Source organism: Micrococcus sp. iso_26 (genome assembly GCF_056172975.1).
The window spans coordinates 13,625-32,451 of sequence record NZ_CM149652.1; the positions used below are offsets into that span (position 1 = coordinate 13,625).

The following is an 18,827-nucleotide window of genomic DNA, read 5'->3' on the forward strand; positions in this document are numbered from 1 at the left end:
CGCGCCGGCCCGCGCCCCCTCGGTCCTGCCGAGGATGCGCGGGCCGGTCGCCGTCCGCTGCGCGCTCAGGGCGCGGGGGAGCGGGTCAGCGCTGCTGCCCGGGCTGGACGCCCAGCACCTTCGCGTTGGCGGCGGCCACCGGGTCCGGCGTGGCGGTGTCCACCCGCACGCCCTGACCCGCCGCGGCCGAGCCGGCCTCGGCCACGACCTTCTGCTGCTGGGCGTAGGGGTTGTTGGCCTCCACCACCGGGATGTTCGCGGTGATCGGGCCCGGCACCGGGGCGGTCCACGGATCCTGCACCGGCTTGGTCAGGCGCCACAGGGCGAAGCCGGCGCCGGCGGCGGCGGCCGCCATGCCCGCGACGATCCAGGCGCGGCCGCCCGAGCGGGAGGCCCGGCGACCGGCGGCACGGTTCAGGTCCTTCTCGGCGGCGCCGGCGTACTGCTCGGCGCCCTGGCGCAGGCGCTTCACGATCGCCTTGTCCCCGGTGAGCTTGATCAGGGCCTGCTCCAGGGCGTCCGGGACCTCGACGTCGTGGGCGGTCTTGCGGGCGTGCGCGGCACCGTCGGCCAGGCGGGCGGCGGCCACGGGGAGGACCTCCTCCTTGCGGCGCTGGGCGTAGTCGCCGGCGTCGGCCAGGCGGGCCTGCACCTGCGGGCCCACCTTCCCGCCCTGCTCCTGCAGCGCGGACAGACCCGTGGCGAGGAGGCCGGCGAGGGTCAGGCCGCCCGCGGCGGCGGCGTCCTTGGCCTGGCCGGCACGGTCGCTGAACAGGGCGGCGGACCGCTGCGCGTCCTTGCGGGCGCCCTTGGCGGCCTTCTTCGCGTCCTTGCGCAGGCCCTTGGCGGTCTGGCGGCCGTCCCGGCGCAGCTGCTTGGCCTTGCGGCCCCCACGACGGCGGCCCTTCTTCGCGGCCCTCTCGGCGTCCTTGCGCGCCGCGGCGAACTGCTGCTGCACCTCGTGGCCGGCGTCCTGCGCCTGGGCCTGCAGGTGCTCGAGGAAGTCCTGGACGGTGTCCACGCCCTTGGCGACGGCGGGGGCCAGCAGCCCGTACTGGTGCGCGACGGCCTCGCCGGCCTTCCGCGCCCCGCGCTCGACCACGGGGCCGTACTCCTTCTTGGCGTCCTGGGCCTTGCGGCGGCCCTCCTCGGCCGCGGCGGAGCCGCCGATCAGCCCGTAGGCCGCGGCCACCTCGCTCCAGGCGCGGGTGGACTCCACCTTCGGGGCGGCCCAGTGGCGCAGGTTCTCCGCCTGGCGTGCGACGAACGCGTTCGCGCCGCCGTCGTGCTGGATCTCGTCGTGCAGGGTCGTGCGAGCCATGTGATGCCTCCCGTGAGTTCTGGATGGTCGTTGAACGCGGTGGTCCTCGAGGCCCAGCCTAGTGGCCGACCCCCGCCGTGGCACGGGTCCCGGCACGCCGGGAGTGCGTACGCCGATCGCGGAAGATCCCGAGCCCGGACGGCGGGATCCGGACGGCCCGCCGCCGCGGATGGAACAATGGGGCGCATGGCGAACAAGACGCACACCGCGACCATCCACACGAACCACGGCGACATCGTCGTCGAGCTGTTCGGCAACCACGCCCCGAAGACCGTGAAGAACTTCGTGGGTCTCGCCACCGGCGAGCAGGAGTGGACCCACCCGCAGACCGGTGAGAAGAACAACGGCGCCCCGCTGTACTCCGGCACCGTGTTCCACCGCATCATCAAGGACTTCATGATCCAGGGCGGCGACCCGCTCGGCATGGGCATCGGCGGCCCCGGCTACCAGTTCGGCGACGAGATCCACCCCGAGCTGCAGTTCGACCGTCCCTACCTGCTGGCCATGGCCAACGCCGGCCCCGGCACCAACGGCTCGCAGTTCTTCATCACCTCCGTGCCCACCGGCTGGCTCAACGGCAAGCACACCATCTTCGGCGAGGTGAAGGACGAGGCCTCCCAGAAGGTCGTGGACGAGCTCAACGCCGTCGCCACCGATCCCCGTGACCGCCCGCTCGAGGACGTCGTCATCGAGTCCATCGACATCGACGAGGCCTGAGCAGCCCCTCGGTGAGCACCACCCCCTCTGACCCGCACGGCCCGGACTCCGCGGACGGCACACCCCCGGTGTGCCCGCGGCATCCGGGCCGTGCCGCGTATGTGCGCTGCGCCGTCTGCCGGCGCCCCGCGTGCCTCGACTGCCAGCGTCCCGGCTCCGCGGCCGGACCGGTCTGCGTGGACTGTGCGTCCGGCGTCGTGGCCGGCCCTGCTCCGACGGTGGCTCCCGCCGGCGCCGCCGCGTCGGTCCCGGTCCGACGGCGGACGGGCTTCGCCGCCTCGCCCGTCACCTGGATCCTGCTGGCGGTCACGGCGGTGGTCTACGCGGCGCAGTGGATGACCCGGGACCAGGCGTCCGGCGTGACCGAGGCGCTCTGGTACGCCGGGCTCTACACGTCCCCGTACGGCATGGAGCCGTGGCGGATGGCCTCCTACGCGCTCGTGCACGACGTCTCCGGTCCCACGCACCTGCTGCTGAACATGCTCGCGCTGTGGGTGATCGGGCGCGTGCTCGAGCCCGCGCTGGGCTGGTGGCGGTTCCTCGCCCTCTACGTGCTCTCCGCCGTGGGCGGCGCGGTGTTCGCGCTGTGGGTCTCGGACCCGCTGCAGCCCGTCGTCGGGGCGTCCGGCGCCGTGTACGGCATGTTCGCGGCCCTGTTCCTGCTCACCCGGGTGCGGGGCGGCCAGGTGCGCTCGATCGCCGTGCTGATCGGCCTGAACCTCGTGTTCTCGTTCCTGTTGCCCGGGGTGGCCTGGCAGGTGCACGTGGGCGGGCTGCTGACGGGCGCCGTCGTCGCCGTCGTGTTCTCCCTGGCCGGCGGGCTGCGGCCCGGCCGCGCGCGCGTGCCGTCCGTGGGCGCCCAGGCAGCCGGCCTCGTGGTCGTGGCGGCGGCGCTGGCGGCGCTCACGGTGCTCGGCGCCGCACGGGTCACGGTGGCCGGCCTGCTCGGCTAGATGTATGAGGCCAGGAGGTTGTTGACGCGAATTGGCACGAGCGTGGCCGGCGGCTGACCGTCCGCGGCACCGTGCGGGCGGTGGTAGTTGTAGTGCAGGTTCCAGCGCTCGAGGGCGTTGGCGCGTTCGTCTTCTGAGGTCCATGTCCGTGCATAGAGGAACTCTTCGGCAAGGATCCGGTTGTACCGCTCGATCTTTCCGTTGTGGCGGGGCGTGTAGGGCGTGATCCGTTGGTGCCGCGACCCGGCCAGTGCATCGGCGAACGCTGAGGCGCGGTAACAGGATCCGTTGTCGGTCACGATCCGTTCGATGTGCGTGATGCCATGAGCCGCGAACCATGCCCGCGCTCGCGCGAGGAACGCAACGGCCGTCGCGGCCTGCTCGTTCGGCAAAGCCTCGGTGTACGCGAGGCGTGAGTAGCCGTCAATCGCTGAGTGGAGGTAGACGTAGCCGGCTCGCGTGCCGCGGGTTTTCGTCCGCGCGACGGCGCGAGCTTCCGGGCTGTCCTTGCCATGAGCCCGCCATCCGCCGCCATCGGGGATTCGGCCGACCTTCTTGACGTCCAGGTGAACCATGTGGCCGGGGCACCGAGCGACAATCTTCCTCGCTTCGCGGTTACTTTCCCCGGTCGGGTCGATGAAGCGGCGCCGGTTGAGCTGCAGGTCGGTGAGGATGCGACTCACCGTGCGCCGACTGATCTGAATGCCGACCTGTTCGAGCTCGAACGTGATCCGAGCCGCTGACCACTTGTGCTCGCGCCGCATGCGTTCGACTTCGCGAACAACGACGTTGGGGGTGGCTGTCGGGGATTGCTTAGGCGTCGATGAGCGGTCGAGCAGACCGACCTCACCGAACTCACGATGGCGATGGACCCACTTTGACGCGGTAGCGCGGGAGATTCCCATCTCAGCTGCCACGTGAGCGATCGGCCGGGTCTTGCAACGCTCGACCAGCCGCCGACGTCCCTCGACTGACAGTGGCGAGTTGCGGTGAGTCATGCACGTCCTTCGAAGAATGTTCCAGTCGAGTCGCTGAGTCCCGGACCAAGCCCCCCATTCAGCCGTCGGCTACTGACCCTCGTGGTCGCCGCCTGACACGCCGAGGCCGACGTTCGTGGTGTCGCAGCAGGCCTCCGGCGATTCGGAACTGGCTCGACGCCGCCTATGGGCGGCGCCAAGGGCGAGTACTACGAGGAGGGAGATGACCGCGAGCGCCGCGATCGGCGCCGTGTGAGCCTGAACCCAGCCGGACAGGGTCGTTGAGAGCCTGGCGACACCGCCGGCACGGCCGGTCGCGACGAGGTTGTTGTCGGCGGTGGCGGCGGGCCACCAGTACCACGCGAGGTAGACGCCGGTGAGCAGCAAGACGGCGCCGGTGATCCGGGGGCCATAACTCCCGAGGCGTGCGACGTGGCGGGTTAGGCCGGTACCCGCGGCGGTGGTCGCGAGTGCGAGCAGCAGCAGGATGCTGGCTGAGCCGGCGGCGTAGACACCGAAGACCAGCAGCAGCCCCGCGTAGCTGGCGGTGGCCTGTGCCTGGGCGATGACAGCAAGGATCACTCCGAAGGTGCACGACAGGGAGGCGAGGGCGTAGCCGATCCCGAAGACCAGCATCCGGGCGGTTGGCGGGAGGCCTTCGGTTGCTCGGCCGGTGATCCGGGGCAACCGCACGGAGATCGAACGGCCGGCCAGCATCCACAGGCCGAGGAGCACCAGTAGGACGCCTACGGCGAGACCGAGTTTGGGCGCTGCCTGGATCAGGCCCCGAGCCCCGGCGCTCACCAGCAGGCCCGCAGCTGCGAGGGTGCCGGCGAACCCGATCGCCAGTGCGATTCCGGACCGCAGGGCCCTCAGCAGCCGCACCGGGACGGGCGAGGCGTCAGCGTCGCCGAGGGTCTGGCTGATCCAGGCCGGCAGCAGCGCGAACCCGCATGGGTTGACCGGCGCCACCATGCCGGCGGCGAAGGCGAGGCTGAGCAATCCGCCCATGGATCAGGCTCCGGCCTTGACGAGTTCGGCGGTGATCGTCTTCGCGTCGGGCTCGGTGGCACGGAAGGTCACCTTGCCGTCGCCGTCGATGACGATGAGGGTGGACAGGGCGGCAACGTCGAATCGCTGGGACAAGGCGGCACCCTCGTCTATGGCGGCCGGGACGTGTTCGGCGTCGACGTACTCCATGAATCCCTCGATGGTCTCCTTGGACTCGCCGGGGTCCATGTCGACGGCGAGGAAGCTCGCCCCAGCACCCGACTTCTCGGCAGCGGTGGCGGCCTCGCCGAGGGAGCGGACGCCTTCAACGCATTCGCCGCAGCCGACGGAGAAGAAGAACACCGCGGTCGGCTTCCCGCTGGCGGGCAGGCTGACCATCTGGCCGTCGATGCTAGTAACCGCCGCTGGCGTGCCCGCATCTGCGGCTGGTGTGGCGTCGGTGTTTCCGCAGGCGGTCAGAGCCAGGGAGCCTGCAAGCAGGAGGCCGGCGACCGAGAGGGTCGCGCGGCGGGTGCGGGTAAGCGTCATCGGTTCTGGTCGTCCTTCGTGTCGCTGGGGTGGGTGGAGTTCACAGGCGGGCAACAGCCATGCCTGGCGTTGTTGCCGCCGCTGCGGCGCCGCGTGGTCGCGAGGACCGCGAGCACCAGGACGGCGATGCCGGTGCCGATCACCCAGGGGTTGCCGAGGAACCCGCCGACACTGGCCAGCAGACCACCGGCGAGGAGCAAGGGAAGTAGGGCGCAGCAGGCGACCATGAGCAGCGCGGCCCCGGCTCCGAGGAGCAGGCCGCTGCCTCCCGGTTGGTCGTCGTGGTGGACTTCATCGGAGTGGAGTTCCCTTCGGTGTTCTTGGTCAGCAGCGGCAGTGGCCGTCGTCGGCCACTGCCGCGTTGGCCTGGAACTGGTTGAGGAAGCCGGTCGTGAGGTCGGTGCCGATCCGATAGGCAACGGCCACGGGCACGACCTCGGCGCGGGGGTGCTCGGCCAGCCAGCCCGCGGCGTCCTCATCGGAGGTGAAGTAGTGGACCTGGTTGCAGAAGGAGGACCGGATCGAGGTGATCTGGTCGGGGTTGACCAGCGACACCACCGCGGTGGCGGGTTCGACGCTGGTGACGCCGGCGACGGGGTCGATGGTGACCCGGATCGGCTCGCCGCTGGTCGGGGAGACCGACTCCACGCTCGCCGCGCGCTCGAGCAGGGTCGGAAAGATCAGGGTGTCCAGGGCGCACCAGGTGTAGAGCTCCTCACCGGCCACGGTGAACCGGTGAGGGGTGGGGCGCAGGGTGAGGCCCTGGCCGATGATGCGGCCCTGGTCGTCGTACTCGGTGTCCGGCACCGCGGCCAGACCCGTGCGTACGTCGTCGACCGGACGGCCGGCGGCCGCGGCGAACTGCTCGACGGTGACCGGGCCGCCCTCGACGATCAGCCGCAGCAGCGGGATCGATAGGACGGCGTCAAGGCCGGTCTCTTCGGTGTTGTTGAGTCGTTCGGGCAGTTGCGTCGTGAGCTCCGACATGGCGGTACCTTCTTCATGAGTCGGGTGGAGGCTGTCGGCTGCGGGTCACGCGCAGCAGGACAGCTTGGAGATGTCGGTGGTGAAGGCCTTGGCGGCGATCCGGATGCCTTCGGTCATGGTCAGGTAGGGCGCCCATGCGTCGGCGACCTCGGTGACGGTCTTGCCGAGGATGTGGACACCGGCGGCGGCGAGCTCGCCGGCGTCTTTGGCGACGGCGGTGAGGCCGAGGATCTCGCCGGTCTCAGCGTTGGCGACGATCTTGATGAAGCCGCGGGTGTCGCGGTTGACCAGCGCCCGGGGCACGTAGTCCAGCGGCAGGACGCGGCAGTCGCAGCGGATCCCGGCAGCGAGCACCTGGGCCTCGGTCATCCCGACCGCGCCGATCGCCGGACTGGTGAAGGTCACCCGCGGCAGCCGGCTGTGGTCCACCGACCGCTCAGCGCCAGCGAACGTGTTCTCGGCGACCATGTTGCCGTGGTGGGCGGCGACGTAGACGAACTCGGGGTGCCCGGTCACGTCGCCGGCTGCCCAGATCCGGGGGTTGGAGGACTGCAGTTGGTCGGTGACCACGATCTCGCCCGTGTCGCCGGTCTTCACCTCCACCGCATCGAGGTTCAGCCCATCGGTGACCGGTCGGCGGCCGAGGGCGACGAGGACCTGTTCGGCGTGGAATTCCTGCTCGCCGCCGGAGATGTCAGCGGTGACAACAACCTGGCCCCTGACGTCGTCACGGGCAACGTGGGTCGGGACCGCACGGCGGACCACGCGGATGCCCTCGTCGGCGAAGACCTCCTGCAGCGCCTTGGATACCTCCGGCTCCTCCTTCGACGCCAGCCGGGAACGAACCAGCAGGGTGACGTTCGACCCGAGCCGGGCGAACAGTTGGGCCTGCTCCAAGGCGACGTAGCCGCCGCCGAGCACCAGCAGCGAGTCGGGAACCTTGGTCAACTCCATCGCCGTGGTCGAGGTCAGGTAGCCGGCCTCCTCAAGACCGTCGATCGGTGGGGCCCATGCGCTGGCGCCGGTGGCGACCAGGTAGTGATCAGCGTCGATCGTCTCGACCGCACCGTCAGTCGCGGTGACCTCAAGAACGGGCGCTTCTGGCGTGCCGGCGAACGCAGCGTCGCCGTGGCGGATCTGCCAGCCGTAGGCGTCGGCGACGTCGACGTACTTCTCACCCCGAAGTTCCTCGACGAGGTCCTGCTTGCTGCTGATCAGCGCGGGCATGTCCACGTCGTCCGCTGTGGTGGCGATCCCCGGGAAACGGTTGCCCGCCTCGGCAGCGGTCTGGCGGGCCTCAGCGGCGGCGATGAGCGCCTTCGACGGCACGCAGCCGGTGTTCACGCACGTGCCGCCGAAAGTGCCGCGCTCGATCATCACCACCGACTTGCCGAGCGTGGTCGCGCGGATGGCGGCGGCGAACGCGGCGCCACCCGATCCGATGATCGCAAGGTCGTACCTGGACTGCATCCCGATTCCTCCCCTGAGTCTTGAGAATTGCTCTTGATGCAGCCACAATGGACCTTCCAGTACGGGGGAAGGTCAAGTGCGACCTGTGACACATCGGAGACCCAGATGAGGATCGGCGAACTCGCCGAGGCGGCCGGCACCACCGCCAAGACCCTGCGGTTCTACGAGGAGCAGGGCCTGCTTCCCGCGGCCGAGCGCACCGCGTCGGGATACCGCGACTACGATCCGGAAGCAGCGACTCGGATCGACTTCATCCACCGCGGCCAGGCTGCCGGACTTACCCTCGCGCAGATCAAACAGATCCTCGACATCCGCGATGGAGGCGAGATTCCCTGCGGCCACGTCCGGGACCTCCTAGACGTTCGTCTGAAGGACATTGAGCGCCAGATCTCGGATCTCGTCTCCCTCCGCGACAACGTTGCCGCCCTCCGCGACGCAGCCGCAGAACCCGAACCCGAGACCTGCAACGCCGACGAGGTCTGCAGGTACCTGTAGCCAATCCGAGATGACGCGCGCAGAGGCGGAGCCTCCTGCCGCGACCTTCCTACGTAACCACAACGTTATGGCCAGCAACAGCTAGACCGTCATCCCCGACCGTCCCCGGAGTTCTCCACAGGCGGGTGTGCACTTCTTCCCACAGGGGTGTCCACACCTGTGGACAACTCCGGGGACAACTCGTCTCCGGGCGGGATCGTGCGGATCAGCCATCCACAGGGTTGTCCACCGCTGTGGAGAACTACACGCGTGTCATTCGCTCCAGCGGGACATCATCAGGAACCCGACGAGCGCGAGGCCGAAGCCCACGAGGATGTTCCAGCCGCCGATCTGCACGATCGGGAAGAGGCCCTGGGTCAGGTAGTAGACGATGATCCAGAGCAGGCCGAGGATCAGCAGGCCGAACATCACGGCCTTGTACCCGGGGGAGAGGGGCTTCGGACCCGGGTCCACGTCCCCGAGCTCCGTCCGCACGGCGGAGCGGCTGCGGCGCGCGGCCTCGAGCTCCTCGCGCTTCCGACGGGCCGAGTCCTTGCGCTTGCCGGCGGGTGCTGCCACGGATCTTCTCCTCGGGTGGGGGGGGTGGTGGGCGCCCCCACCGGCGGGGACCGGGGCGGGGACGGTATCCTGCTGACCTGCCCAGGACCGGGGTCAGCGACGTGCCCGGCCAGTCTATGCACCCCGCTCCCACGCGGCGGGGAGGAAAGAGCGCCCCCGTGCAGAGTCCCGAGGTCTCCGTCCTCGTCGTCGACAACTACGACAGCTTCGTCTACACCCTGGTGGGCTACCTCGAGCAGCTCGGGGCCCGCACCACCGTGATCCGCAACGACGAGGTCACCCCCGCCCGCGCCCTCGAGCTCGCGGCCGAGCACACGGCCGTGCTCATCTCGCCCGGGCCGGGCGCGCCCGCCGACGCCGGTGTCTCCCTCGACCTCATCCGCTCCGCCGCCGACGGCGGCCGCCCGCTCTTCGGGGTGTGCCTGGGGCACCAGGCCATCGCGGAGGCGTTCGGCGCCACCGTGACGCACGCGGAATCCCTCATGCACGGCAAGACGTCCCTGGTCCGCCACGGCGAGCACCCCATGTTCGAGGGCGTCCCCTCGCCGTTCACCGCCACCCGCTATCACTCGCTGGCCGCCGTGCGGGCCACCGTGGACGAGGCGGTCCTGGAGATCACCGCCGAGACCGAGGACGGCGTCGTGATGGGACTGGCCCACCGCACCGCGCCCCTGTGGGGCGTGCAGTTCCACCCCGAGTCCGTGCTCACCGAGGGCGGCTACCGGATGCTCGGCAACTGGCTCGAGTCCGTGGGGCTCTCCGGGGCCGCCGAGCGCGGTGGCCGGCTCTCGCCCCTCGTCCGCCAGGACTGACCGGTCCCGGGGCCCGGTTCGCGGGTCGGACGGCGCCCCGGCCGCTCAGGTGGACGGCGGCGGGTCGATCGAGGGCTCGGGGTCCGGCGTCAGCGTCGGCAGCGGGTCCACCGGCGTCGCGGTGGGCGACGTGCTCGGCGGCTGCCCGGTCGGCTCCGACGGGGCCGCCGACGTCGGTGACGGGCTCTGCGTCGGCCACGGCGTCTCGGTCGTCGTCGGCTCGGGGCTGGGCGTGGCCGAGGCGGACGGCGAGGGTGACGGCTCCGCGCTCTCGGAGGGCTCGGGGCTCTCCGTCGGCGGGGGGCTCGGTGGCGCGGACGCCGACGGCGTGGGCTCGGGCGCCTCGCTGGATGGCGGGGCCGGCTCGGAGGGCTCGGCCGTGGGCGCGATCCACGAGGAAGCGGTCAGGGTCAGGGAGGAACGGTTGTCCACGCGGACGCCGGCGGGCGGATCCTGGGCCACGACCGTGCCGGTGTCGGTGGTCGCGCCGTCCTCGTCCTGGATCCGCACGCGCAGCTCGGGGGCGCTCAGCGCCAGCTGACGCCGCGCGTCCGGAGCGCTCATCCCCACCACGTCCGGCACGGCGACCATGCCGCTGGACAGGTGCAGCACCACGGAGGAGCCGGGCGGCACGTGGGTGCCCATCGCGGGGTCGGTGCGGGCGAGCAGCCCGCGCTCGAGTCGGCCGTCGTCCTGGTACTGCACGGAGGAGACGCGCAGGCCCAGCCGTTCCAGCTCGCGGCGGGCCGCGTCCTCGGACAGCCCGTGCAGGGAGTCGGACAGCGCGATGCCCTCCTCGCCGCGGGACACCCGGATCCGCACCTCGGCCCCGCGGGGCACCTCCGTGCCCGTCGGCGGGTCGCTCTGGGTGACGGTCCCGTCCGGAGCGTCGGCCATGTACGCGGACGAGACGACGGCCACCAGGCCCGCGTCCTCGAGCGCCGCGACCGCCTCATCCTGCTGCAGCCCCACCACCGTGGGCACCTCCACGGTGGTGCGCAGGGCCGCCGCGAGCCACGGCGCCAGGACCAGGACCAGCGCCACCAGGACCGCGCCGGCCGCCAGGAGCGTGCGCCGGCGGAGGCGCCGGCGCACGCGACGGGGTGTGGCCGTCGCCGACGCCGGCGTGTCCCCGGGCGGTTCGGGCCGGGGCGTCGCGACCGCACCGGGCGTCACCGGCTGGCCGGCCGTCACCGGGCGGGGGCCGTCCATGGCGGCGGCGGCGGCCAGCTGCGCGGCGGAGGCGGCGCCGGGCAGTCCCGCACCCGCGACGGCATGGTTCGCCGCCTGGGGGTGTGCGGCGTCCGGCTCGGCCGGGATGGAGGGCGTCGGCCGGGTCAGCGGGACCGCGGCCGTCGGCACGTCGGCGTCGTCGGCCCCGTGCTCCGCGGCCGCAGAGCCCAGCACCGCGCCGACGAGGGCGGGAGGGACGGCATCGAGCGGCGGGGTGTGACGGCCGGGGCCGGCGTGCGGATCCGCGGCGGCCTCCTCGAGGGCCGCGAGGAACGCGGCGCCCGTGGGGAACCGGTCCTCCGGATCCTTGCGCAGGGCGCGCAGCACCACGGGGTCGAACGCGGGCGGCAGGTCGGGGTCGACGTCGGAGGGCGCCGGCGGCTCCTCGCGCACGTGTTGATAGGCCACGGCCAGCGGCGTGTCACCCGTGAAGGGGGGTCGGCCCGTGAGCAGCTCGAACAGCAGGCAGCCGGCCGCGTAGAGGTCGGCGCGGCCGTCCACGATGCGGCCCGTCGCCTGCTCCGGGGCCAGGTAGAGGGCCGTGCCCACCACGGCCTGGGTCTGCGACGTGGTGGCGGAGGTGTCGGCCAGCGCATGGGCGATCCCGAAGTCCATCACCTTGACGGCGCCCGTCTCCGTGACCATGACGTTCGCGGGCTTCACGTCGCGGTGGACGATGCCCTCCTCATGCGCGTGCTCGAGCGCTTCCAGCACGCCCCGGGTCCAGGCCACGGCACGGTCCGTGCCCACGGCGCCCTCGGCGTGCAGGATCTCCCGCAGCGTCCGGCCGGAGACGAGCTCCATCACCAGGAACGGGCAGTCCACCGGATGGAGGCCGTCCTCGAGAGAGACCTCGCCCGTGTCGTACACGGAGACGATCGAGGGGTGGTTCAGGGAGGCCGCCGAGCGTGCCTCCTTGCGGAAGCGTGCCTGGAAGTGCGGATCGCGCGCCAGGTCCCGGCGCATCAGCTTGACCGCCACCGGGCGGTGTAGCCGCAGGTCCTCGCCGCGGAAGACGTCCGCCATGCCGCCGCGCCCGATCAGCTCACCGATCCGGTACCGCCCGTTCAGGATCCTCTGCTCATCCACAGACACGTCCGCGTGCCCGTCCCGCCCGCCGCTCAAGCGGAGGGCGTGGCGTCGGCGGACGAGGCCTCCGCACCACGCGCGTCAGCGGACGGGTCGGTGGTGGGCTCGCCCGTCGGTGCCGTGGACTCCCCGGAGGACTCCGTCGTCGGATCCCCCGTGGGCGTCGTCGGCTCCTCGGACGGCTCCGGCATGGGCTCCGGGTCGGCGGTGGCCGTCGGGGATTCGGCGGTGGGGGACGGGCGGGGCTCGTCCGAGGCCGACGGGCTCGGCTCGCTGCTCGGCTCGGTGCTCGGCTCCTCCGACGCGCTGGGCTCCGGCTCCGAGGCGGGCTGGGACGCCTCGCGGGTCGGCGCGGCGTCGGACCCGCCGGTGGCCACGATCAGCTGCACGTGCGTGTCGTAGCGGTGACGCTCGCCCTCGCCGGGCACCACGCGCACCACCTCGCCGTCGGCGCCGTCGGCGGACGGGTCGTCCACCCGGTCCACGGTGAAGCCGCGGTCGCGCAGCGTCTGGATCGCGCTCTCCACGGGTTGGCCCACGAGGCCCTCCGGGATGACGCCCTCCCCGGTGGAGACGGCCAGCGTGACGGTCTCACCGCGCCGCAGCGCCCCCACCGGGTTGATCTCCTCGACGGTGCCCTGCGGGCTCTGCGCGTCGCGGTCCTCCTCGCGCACCGCCAGGCCGAGGCCCTCGAGCTCGGTGCGCACCTCGCTCACGGGGCGACCCTTGTACGCCTCCGGGTCCACGTGCACGGACGACTCCTCCTGCGAGGTCGCCGGCGCTGAGCCGCCGACGCCGCGGTCACCCGTGAGCAGCGGCCACAGCAGCGCCCCCAGCAGGGCGAACACCACGAGCCCGAGCAGCGCCCACAGCGGCCAGCGGTTGGCGCGTCGCCGGCGGGCGGGCGCGGATCCTCCCCCGGCGGGCGGGCCCGGGTCCACGACGTCGCCCGGGCGGGTCTGCTGGTCGCGCACGGCGGCGATCTCGTGGTCGCGCGTGCGAGCGCTCGCGGCGGCGCCGAACGCACCGGCCGCGCCCACGGCCGCCGCACCGGCGGCGCCGGTGCCGCGGGCGGCGTCGTCGGTGCGGGGCTGGGCCGTGGTCACCGGCAGCGCCGCGGTGGCGGGGGAGCCGTCCGCCCGGGTGCCCTCGGCGCGCGGATGGGTGGTGCGCATGCCGTCGTAGTCCAGGGGAGCGGTCTCGGCGCCCGAGGGGTCGGTCACGCCCTGCTCCTCGAGGAAGACGGCCAGGGCGGGCACGGCCTCCACGGCGCCGCGGGTGTCCTTGCGCCGCAGCGCGTCGGCGGCGTCCGAGAGCGCGGCCGCGTCCGAGGGCCGCTCCCGGGGGTCCTTCGAGAGCATGCACATGATCAGGGCGCGCACCGGGGCCGGGACGGTGTCCGGCAGGGGCGGCGGCGTGTCGTTGACCTGGGCGAGGGCGATCGCGATCTGGGACTCGCCCGTGAACGGGCGATGCCCGGCGAGGGCCTCGTAGCCGATGATGCCCAGCGAGTAGAGATCGGAGGAGCCGGTGGCCTGCTGCCCCGTGGCCTGCTCGGGCGCGAGGTACTGGGCGGTGCCCATCACCTGGCCGGTGGCCGTGAGGGGGACCTGGTCCGCCAGGCGCGCGATGCCGAAGTCCGTCACCTTCACCCGGCCGGTGGGCGTGATCATGAGGTTGCCGGGCTTGACGTCGCGGTGCACGAGCCCCTGGGCGTGGGCCGCCGAGAGCGCGGCCGCCGTCTGCGCGATGATCCGCAGGGTCCGCTCGGGGGAGAGCACCTTCTCCTTCTCGAGGATGGAGGACAGCGGCTGGCCCGGCACGAGCTCCATGACGAGGTAGGCGGAGCCCTTCTCCTCGCCGTAGTCGTAGACGTTGGCGACGCCGGGGTGGTTCAGCAGCGCGGTGTGCTGGGCCTCCGCCCGGAAGCGGCGCAGGAAGTTGGGGTCACCCGTGTACTCCTCCTTGAGGATCTTCACGGCGGTGATCCGGCCCAGGACCTTGTCCCGCGCCTTCCACACCTCGCCCATGCCGCCGATCGCGATGCGATCGGTCAACTGGTACCTGCCGCCGAGGGTGATGCCCGATGTCGGCCTCATTCCGTGACCACCGCTTCCATGATTGCCTTCATGCCACTGACGACTGTCTGATGTCCAACCCCCGGCGGCTCGTCCTCCACCACGATCGTCACGGCCGCCCGGGGGTTCTCGCTCGCGTCGAAGCCGGTGATCCAGGAGTGCACGTTGCCCGTGTCCCCGACCTCGGCCGTGCCCGACTTCGCCGCGATCCGCACCGTGTCCGACTGCACGGATCCCAGGATGCCGTCCTCCACCGCCGAGACCATCATGTCCGAGACCTGCCCGGCCACCTCGGGGGTCGTGGCCCGGCCGCGCTCACGGGGGCTGAACTCCTGCACCGTGGTGAGGTCCGAACGGCGGACCGCCTTGATCAGCTGCGGCTCCATGACCACGCCGTCGTTCGCGATGCCGGCGGCCACCATGGCCATCTGCAGCGCGGTGGCCTGCACGTCCCGCTGGCCGATCGAGGACTGCGCCAGCGTGGCGTCGTCCAGGTCGGAGGGGAACACGGAGCCGGTCACGGGCAACGGGTAGTCGAAGGAGTCGTTGAAGCCGAACCGCTCGGCGACCTCCCGGATCCGGTCTTGGCCCAGCTCGACGGCGGCCATGGCGAACGGCGTGTTGCAGGACTGCGCCAGCGCCCACGTGAGGGTCTGACGCCCCACGGTGTTGCACGGTGAGCCGTCGTAGTTGGGCAGCTCCGTGGTCGTGCCGGGCAGCGTCCACGCGGCGGGGATGTCCACCGTCCCGCCCGGGGTGTAGTCACCGGACTCGAGCATGGCCACCGCGTCGATCAGCTTGAACGTGGAGCCGGGGGACACGAGCTGCTCCGCGGCGCGGTTGCGGTATGCGCTGGCGCCGGGGATCTGGTCGATCGCGGCCATGGCCGACTGCGCCTCGGCCGGGCTGTGTGAGGAGAGCGCGTTGGAGTCGAAGCCCGGCTTCGACGCCATGGCCAGGATCTCGCCCGTCGTCGGGTCCGTGACCACGGCGGAGGCGCGCACGCCGTCCGGGAGCGCGTCGTACGCCAGACGCTGCAGCTCGGGGTCGATCGTCAGCTCCACCTGGTCGCCCTCGGGCGTGGCACCCGTGATGATCTCCATGGCGCGGTCCACGAACTGGGACGTGGGGGTGCCGGAGAGCTGCTCGTTCATGGCCGCCTCCAGCCCGTCGGTGCCGTAGGTGAGCGAATAGAAGCCCGTGAGCGGGGCGTACAGCTCGGTCTCGTGGTAGACGCGCTGGTAGTGGTACGCGTCGCCGGAGGGGACGGACTCGGCGATCGGCTCGCCGTCCACGAGGATCGGCCCGCGCGGGGCGCCGAACTCCAGGAACATCTGCCGAGAGTTCAGGGCGTGCGTCTTGAGCTGGTCAGCGGCCAGCACCTGGATGACGGACGCAGCCAGCGCGAGCACGAGGAGCATGGCCGCCATGACGGTCCACGTGCGTCGGATCGCCTCGTTCACCGCTCCTCACCTCCTCCCGGGGGCACGGCGGCCGCCGGGAGCGCCGTGCCGGGGTCGAGGTGGCCGGCGCCGGGCCCGGACGCGTTGACCATCCCGTCCACGACCACGGGCCGGCGGGCGGCGTTCGAGATGCGCAGCACGAGCCCCACGATGATCCAGTTGGCCAGCAGCGAGGAGCCGCCGGCGGCGAGGAACGGCGTCGTGAGGCCGGTGAGCGGCAGCACGAGGGTCACGCCGCCCATCACCACGAACACCTGCCACGCCATGGTGAAGGCCAGGCCGGAGGCGAGCACCTTGCCGAACGCGTCGCGCACGCCGAGGGCGGCGCGCATCATGCGGGTGACGAGCAGGAGGTACAGGACGAGCACGGCGGCCAGGCCCACGAAGCCGAGCTCCTCGCCGATGGCCGTGAGGATCATGTCCGAGAAGGACAGCGGCACCTGGGTGGGGTTGCCCGCGCCCAGGCCGGTGCCCATCAGCCCGCCCGAGGCCATCGCGAACAGGCCCTGGACCACCTGGTAGGAGCCGCCGAAGTCGCGATGGTAGATCTCGGGGTCGAAGGCCCTCAGCCAGATCTCGAACCTGGCGGTCACGTGCGGCATGAACAGGAACGCCAGCGCCGCGCCGAAGGCGATCAGGCCCAGGCCGAGGAGGATCCAGGAGGCGCGGGACGTGGCGATGTAGAGCATCGCCATGAACATGCCGAAGAACAGCAGGGCCGAGCCCAGGTCGCGCTGGAACACGAGCACGCCGAGCGCCAGGAGCCAGCCGGCCAGCAACGGGCCGAGGTCCCGGGCTCGGGGGAAGGTCACCGGGCCCACACGGCGGCCGGCCAGCAGGATCAGGTCGCGGTTCGCGGAGAGGTAGCCGGCGAAGAAGATGGCCAGCGTGATCTTGGCGATCTCGCCGGGCTGGAAGGTGCCGAATCCGACGTCGATCCAGATCCGCGCCCCGTACATGCTCAGGCCCAGCCCGGGCACGAGCGGCAGGAGCAGCAGCACGCCGGACGCGGCGAGGAACAGGTAGGGCCAGCGCCGCAGCACCCGGTGGTCGCGCACCAGGAACACCAGGGCGGAGGCCACCAGGACGGCCAGGACGGACCACACGAGCTGCGAGGTGGGGTTGGCCATCGCGGCGTCCTGGCTCAGCCGGTGGATCATGGCCAGGCCCAGCCCGTTGAGCAGGGCGGTGATCGGCAGCATGAACGGGTCCGCGTAGGGGGCCCGCAGCCGCAGGACCACGTGCAGCACGAGGGTGGCGGCGCCGAAGACGCCCAGCGGCACCCAGGCGGTGGAGTCCAGCGGGGCGTCCGTGCCGATCATGCCCAGCAGGTCCGCCCCCAGGGCGATGGCCAGGGCGGCCAGCAGCAGGACCAGTTCGATGTTCCGGCGCGGGCGTGCGGGGGAGATCACCTCGGTCACGGGGCCTCACCTCCCGTCGCGCTCGGGGACGACGCCGGGCTCGTCGGCGCGGTGGAGCCGGACGCGTCCGAGGGGCGGGCGGAGGACGACGACGGCGTCGTGCTCGGCCGGGCCCGCTCGGAGGGCTCACCGGCGGGGGCGGGGGCGTTCGGGTGCAGCGAGTCGCGCAGCTCGGCGACGATCTGCTCCGCGTGGTCCACGTCCCGGGCGGGCATGCCGGCGTTCACGCGGTCGCGTGCGTACGCGGGCAGCGCGTCCACCGGGAGGTCGGTCTGGCGGTCCACGTGGGACAGCTCGAGCGGGCCCAGCCGCTGGGAGACGCCCTTGAACACGGCGATCCGGCCGTCGTTGGCCCCCACGTAGTACTGCGTCTGGGTCCACAGGTAGCCCCACACGGCCACGGCCGCGAGGGTGAGGGCGAGCAGCGTGGTGAACACGGGGATGAACCAGCCGCGGCGGTACTGCACCGGGCGGTCGTCCTTTCCACGCCGCCGACGCGCGGCCCCGTCCTCGGGGCCGCCGGCGGGCCCGGCGGTCGCCGGGGCCGGGGTGGGGGCCGTGGTCATCGGCTCGGCGGCCTCGTCGGACGGGTGGTCGGCAGCGGTGGCGGCCGGTGTGGCGGCGGAGGAGGAGCCGGCGGCGGCAGCGGTGCCGCTCGGCGCGGCGGGCGGGACGGAGGCGTCCGGGCGCGGGGCGGCGGCGGGATCCGGCCCGTCCGTGAGGACGGCCGCGGTGCGCCGGGGACGGTTCTCCGGCACGGGCGTCTCGCCGAGCAGGGCGGCGGCACGGCGGCGCGTGGAGCTGCGGGTGACCACGGGGATGCGATCGGTCTTCACGGCGTTGGAGGCCGCGCCGACGAGCAGGTGAGGCCGTGCGTCCAGGTCCTCGCGCAGCAGCAGGCCGGAGACCGGGCCGACCTCGGGCGGGTGGGCGGCGGCGAGGGCCTGCTCGGACAGGTGGACGTCCGGGACGGGGGCCAGCTCCTCCGCCGTGCCCTCCGCGATCTCGAACGCCACCACGGTGACGTTGTCCGGGGCGCCGCCCTTGAGGGTGAGGTCCACGAGGGTGTCGACGGCCTGGTTGAGAGCCTCCGAGTCCCGCAGCACCTCGTGGATCTTCTCGGGGGGGACCACGTCCGTGAGGCCGTCCGAGCAGAACAGCCACCGTTCTCCGGGGGCGACGGGCACCTCGAACACGTCCAGCTCGGGGGAGGCGTCCACGTCGCCGAGCACGCGCATGAGCACGTTCTTGTTCGGGTGGAACGGGGCCTCCCCGGCCTCGAGGCGCCCCTCGTCGACGAGCTTCTGCACGAACGTGTGGTCCGTGGTGACCTGGGAGAACTCGCCGTCCGCGAGCCGGTAGGCACGGGAGTCGCCGATGTGCGCGATGTGCAGCGTGGTCCCCGCGAGCAGGCCGGCGGTGCACGTGGTGCCCATGCCGGCGAGCTTGGGGTTGGCGTGCACCAGCTCGTTGAGGATCAGGTTGGCGTTCTGGATCTCGTCCGGCAGCACCGTGGCCGGGTCCTCGTAGCCCACCGCATCCAGCGGGGCCAGGTCCAGCACCGTGGACGCGCTTGCCACGTCGCCGCCCACGTGCCCGCCCATGCCGTCCGCGAGCACGGCCAGATGACGGCCCACGTAGGCGGAGTCGTCGTTCTTGGCACGGACGCGGCCGACGTCGGAGCGGGCGGCGTAGCGGAGGACGAGGGTCATGG

At 72.3% G+C, this 18,827-nt stretch carries 17 protein-coding genes; 4 read left to right on the forward strand and 13 right to left on the reverse strand.

Features of this window, described 5'->3' with window-relative positions; all coding sequences use genetic code 11:
* Nucleotides 1-85 precede the first annotated feature (85 nt).
* Nucleotides 86-1,321, reverse strand: coding sequence for a hypothetical protein (locus AC0VX0_RS00070; RefSeq protein WP_163721615.1), 1,236 nt, complete (start codon nucleotides 1,319-1,321; stop codon nucleotides 86-88).
* A gap of 186 nt (nucleotides 1,322-1,507) precedes the next feature.
* Here AC0VX0_RS00070 and AC0VX0_RS00075 point away from each other — a divergent pair, with 186 nt between their 5' ends.
* Both AC0VX0_RS00075 and AC0VX0_RS00080 read left to right on the forward strand, forming a co-directional pair.
* Complete coding sequence (locus AC0VX0_RS00075) at nucleotides 1,508-2,038, forward strand: peptidylprolyl isomerase (RefSeq protein ID WP_010079725.1); 531 nt, start codon at nucleotides 1,508-1,510, stop codon at nucleotides 2,036-2,038.
* 11 nt (nucleotides 2,039-2,049) lie between these two features.
* On the forward strand, nucleotides 2,050-2,991 hold the full coding sequence (locus AC0VX0_RS00080; protein ID WP_012750684.1) for a rhomboid family intramembrane serine protease: 942 nt from the start codon (nucleotides 2,050-2,052) through the stop codon (nucleotides 2,989-2,991).
* Here AC0VX0_RS00080 and AC0VX0_RS00085 read toward each other — a convergent pair.
* The 6 genes from AC0VX0_RS00085 to merA all read right to left on the reverse strand — a co-directional run bounded on the left by AC0VX0_RS00085 (nucleotide 2,988) and on the right by merA (nucleotide 7,964).
* Complete coding sequence (locus tag AC0VX0_RS00085) at nucleotides 2,988-3,989, reverse strand: IS481 family transposase (protein WP_145950735.1); 1,002 nt, start codon at nucleotides 3,987-3,989, stop codon at nucleotides 2,988-2,990. The genes AC0VX0_RS00080 and AC0VX0_RS00085 overlap by 4 nt on opposite strands.
* A 69-nt stretch (nucleotides 3,990-4,058) precedes the next feature.
* On the reverse strand, nucleotides 4,059-4,979 hold the full coding sequence (locus AC0VX0_RS00090; RefSeq protein ID WP_058623030.1) for a cytochrome c biogenesis CcdA family protein: 921 nt from the start codon (nucleotides 4,977-4,979) through the stop codon (nucleotides 4,059-4,061).
* Between the two features lie 3 nt (nucleotides 4,980-4,982).
* Nucleotides 4,983-5,507 (reverse strand): TlpA family protein disulfide reductase, encoded by a 525-nt coding sequence (locus tag AC0VX0_RS00095; protein ID WP_005882713.1) that lies wholly within the window; start codon nucleotides 5,505-5,507, stop codon nucleotides 4,983-4,985.
* Nucleotides 5,504-5,707 carry a hypothetical protein gene (locus AC0VX0_RS00100; RefSeq protein WP_365126645.1) on the reverse strand — a complete coding sequence of 68 codons (204 nt, stop codon included), beginning with the start codon at nucleotides 5,705-5,707 and terminating at the stop codon, nucleotides 5,504-5,506. The genes AC0VX0_RS00095 and AC0VX0_RS00100 overlap by 4 nt, the downstream gene beginning before the upstream one ends.
* A gap of 124 nt (nucleotides 5,708-5,831) precedes the next feature.
* Nucleotides 5,832-6,494, reverse strand: a complete 663-nt coding sequence (merB, locus tag AC0VX0_RS00105; RefSeq protein ID WP_145950734.1) for an organomercurial lyase MerB — start codon at nucleotides 6,492-6,494, stop codon at nucleotides 5,832-5,834.
* 45 nt (nucleotides 6,495-6,539) lie between these two features.
* Nucleotides 6,540-7,964, reverse strand: a complete 1,425-nt coding sequence (merA, locus tag AC0VX0_RS00110) for a mercury(II) reductase (RefSeq protein WP_145950733.1) — start codon at nucleotides 7,962-7,964, stop codon at nucleotides 6,540-6,542.
* A 105-nt stretch (nucleotides 7,965-8,069) separates the two neighbouring features.
* On the opposite strand from merA, the gene AC0VX0_RS00115 reads away from it, so the two are divergent.
* Complete coding sequence (locus AC0VX0_RS00115) at nucleotides 8,070-8,459, forward strand: heavy metal-responsive transcriptional regulator (RefSeq protein WP_040347802.1); 390 nt, start codon at nucleotides 8,070-8,072, stop codon at nucleotides 8,457-8,459.
* A 252-nt stretch (nucleotides 8,460-8,711) separates the two neighbouring features.
* On the opposite strand, the gene AC0VX0_RS00120 is transcribed toward AC0VX0_RS00115, so the two are convergent.
* On the reverse strand, nucleotides 8,712-9,017 hold the full coding sequence (locus AC0VX0_RS00120; protein WP_036314444.1) for a cell division protein CrgA: 306 nt from the start codon (nucleotides 9,015-9,017) through the stop codon (nucleotides 8,712-8,714).
* Nucleotides 9,018-9,175: 158 nt separating this feature from the next.
* Here AC0VX0_RS00120 and AC0VX0_RS00125 point away from each other — a divergent pair, with 158 nt between their 5' ends.
* Entirely contained in the window at nucleotides 9,176-9,829 is a 654-nt protein-coding gene (locus tag AC0VX0_RS00125) for an anthranilate synthase component II (RefSeq protein ID WP_036314446.1), read from the forward strand.
* A 45-nt stretch (nucleotides 9,830-9,874) separates the two neighbouring features.
* Here AC0VX0_RS00125 and pknB read toward each other — a convergent pair whose 3' ends face one another.
* The 5 genes from pknB to AC0VX0_RS00150 are packed head-to-tail and all read right to left on the reverse strand — an operon-like array spanning nucleotide 9,875 to nucleotide 18,825.
* A complete protein-coding gene (gene pknB, locus AC0VX0_RS00130; protein ID WP_377651564.1) occupies nucleotides 9,875-12,151 on the reverse strand; it encodes a Stk1 family PASTA domain-containing Ser/Thr kinase in 2,277 nt (758 codons plus the stop codon).
* Between the two features lie 32 nt (nucleotides 12,152-12,183).
* Nucleotides 12,184-14,250 (reverse strand): protein kinase domain-containing protein, encoded by a 2,067-nt coding sequence (locus AC0VX0_RS00135; RefSeq protein WP_036314450.1) that lies wholly within the window; start codon nucleotides 14,248-14,250, stop codon nucleotides 12,184-12,186.
* A complete protein-coding gene (locus tag AC0VX0_RS00140; RefSeq protein WP_036314452.1) occupies nucleotides 14,247-15,692 on the reverse strand; it encodes a peptidoglycan D,D-transpeptidase FtsI family protein in 1,446 nt (481 codons plus the stop codon). Before AC0VX0_RS00140 ends, AC0VX0_RS00135 begins: the two co-directional genes overlap by 4 nt.
* On the reverse strand, nucleotides 15,689-17,113 hold the full coding sequence (locus AC0VX0_RS00145; protein WP_036314455.1) for an FtsW/RodA/SpoVE family cell cycle protein: 1,425 nt from the start codon (nucleotides 17,111-17,113) through the stop codon (nucleotides 15,689-15,691). Before AC0VX0_RS00145 ends, AC0VX0_RS00140 begins: the two co-directional genes overlap by 4 nt.
* Nucleotides 17,110-18,825, reverse strand: a complete 1,716-nt coding sequence (locus AC0VX0_RS00150; RefSeq protein ID WP_136939875.1) for a PP2C family protein-serine/threonine phosphatase — start codon at nucleotides 18,823-18,825, stop codon at nucleotides 17,110-17,112. Before AC0VX0_RS00150 ends, AC0VX0_RS00145 begins: the two co-directional genes overlap by 4 nt.
* Between the last annotated feature and the right edge of the window lie 2 nt (nucleotides 18,826-18,827).

Excerpts from the sequence above, each read along its gene's own strand:
- AC0VX0_RS00070 (WP_163721615.1), bottom strand. The coding sequence starts at position 1,321 with ATGGCTCGCACGACCCTGCACGACGAGATCCAGCACGACGGCGGCGCG.
- AC0VX0_RS00075 (WP_010079725.1), top strand. The coding sequence starts at position 1,508 with ATGGCGAACAAGACGCACACCGCGACCATCCACACGAACCACGGCGAC.
- AC0VX0_RS00085 (WP_145950735.1), bottom strand. The coding sequence starts at position 3,989 with ATGACTCACCGCAACTCGCCACTGTCAGTCGAGGGACGTCGGCGGCTG.
- AC0VX0_RS00090 (WP_058623030.1), bottom strand. The coding sequence starts at position 4,979 with ATGGGCGGATTGCTCAGCCTCGCCTTCGCCGCCGGCATGGTGGCGCCG.
- AC0VX0_RS00095 (WP_005882713.1), bottom strand. The coding sequence starts at position 5,507 with ATGACGCTTACCCGCACCCGCCGCGCGACCCTCTCGGTCGCCGGCCTC.
- merB (WP_145950734.1), bottom strand. The coding sequence starts at position 6,494 with ATGTCGGAGCTCACGACGCAACTGCCCGAACGACTCAACAACACCGAA.
- merA (WP_145950733.1), bottom strand. The coding sequence starts at position 7,964 with ATGCAGTCCAGGTACGACCTTGCGATCATCGGATCGGGTGGCGCCGCG.
- AC0VX0_RS00115 (WP_040347802.1), top strand. The coding sequence starts at position 8,070 with ATGAGGATCGGCGAACTCGCCGAGGCGGCCGGCACCACCGCCAAGACC.
- AC0VX0_RS00135 (WP_036314450.1), bottom strand. The coding sequence starts at position 14,250 with ATGAGGCCGACATCGGGCATCACCCTCGGCGGCAGGTACCAGTTGACC.
- AC0VX0_RS00150 (WP_136939875.1), bottom strand. The coding sequence starts at position 18,825 with ATGACCCTCGTCCTCCGCTACGCCGCCCGCTCCGACGTCGGCCGCGTC.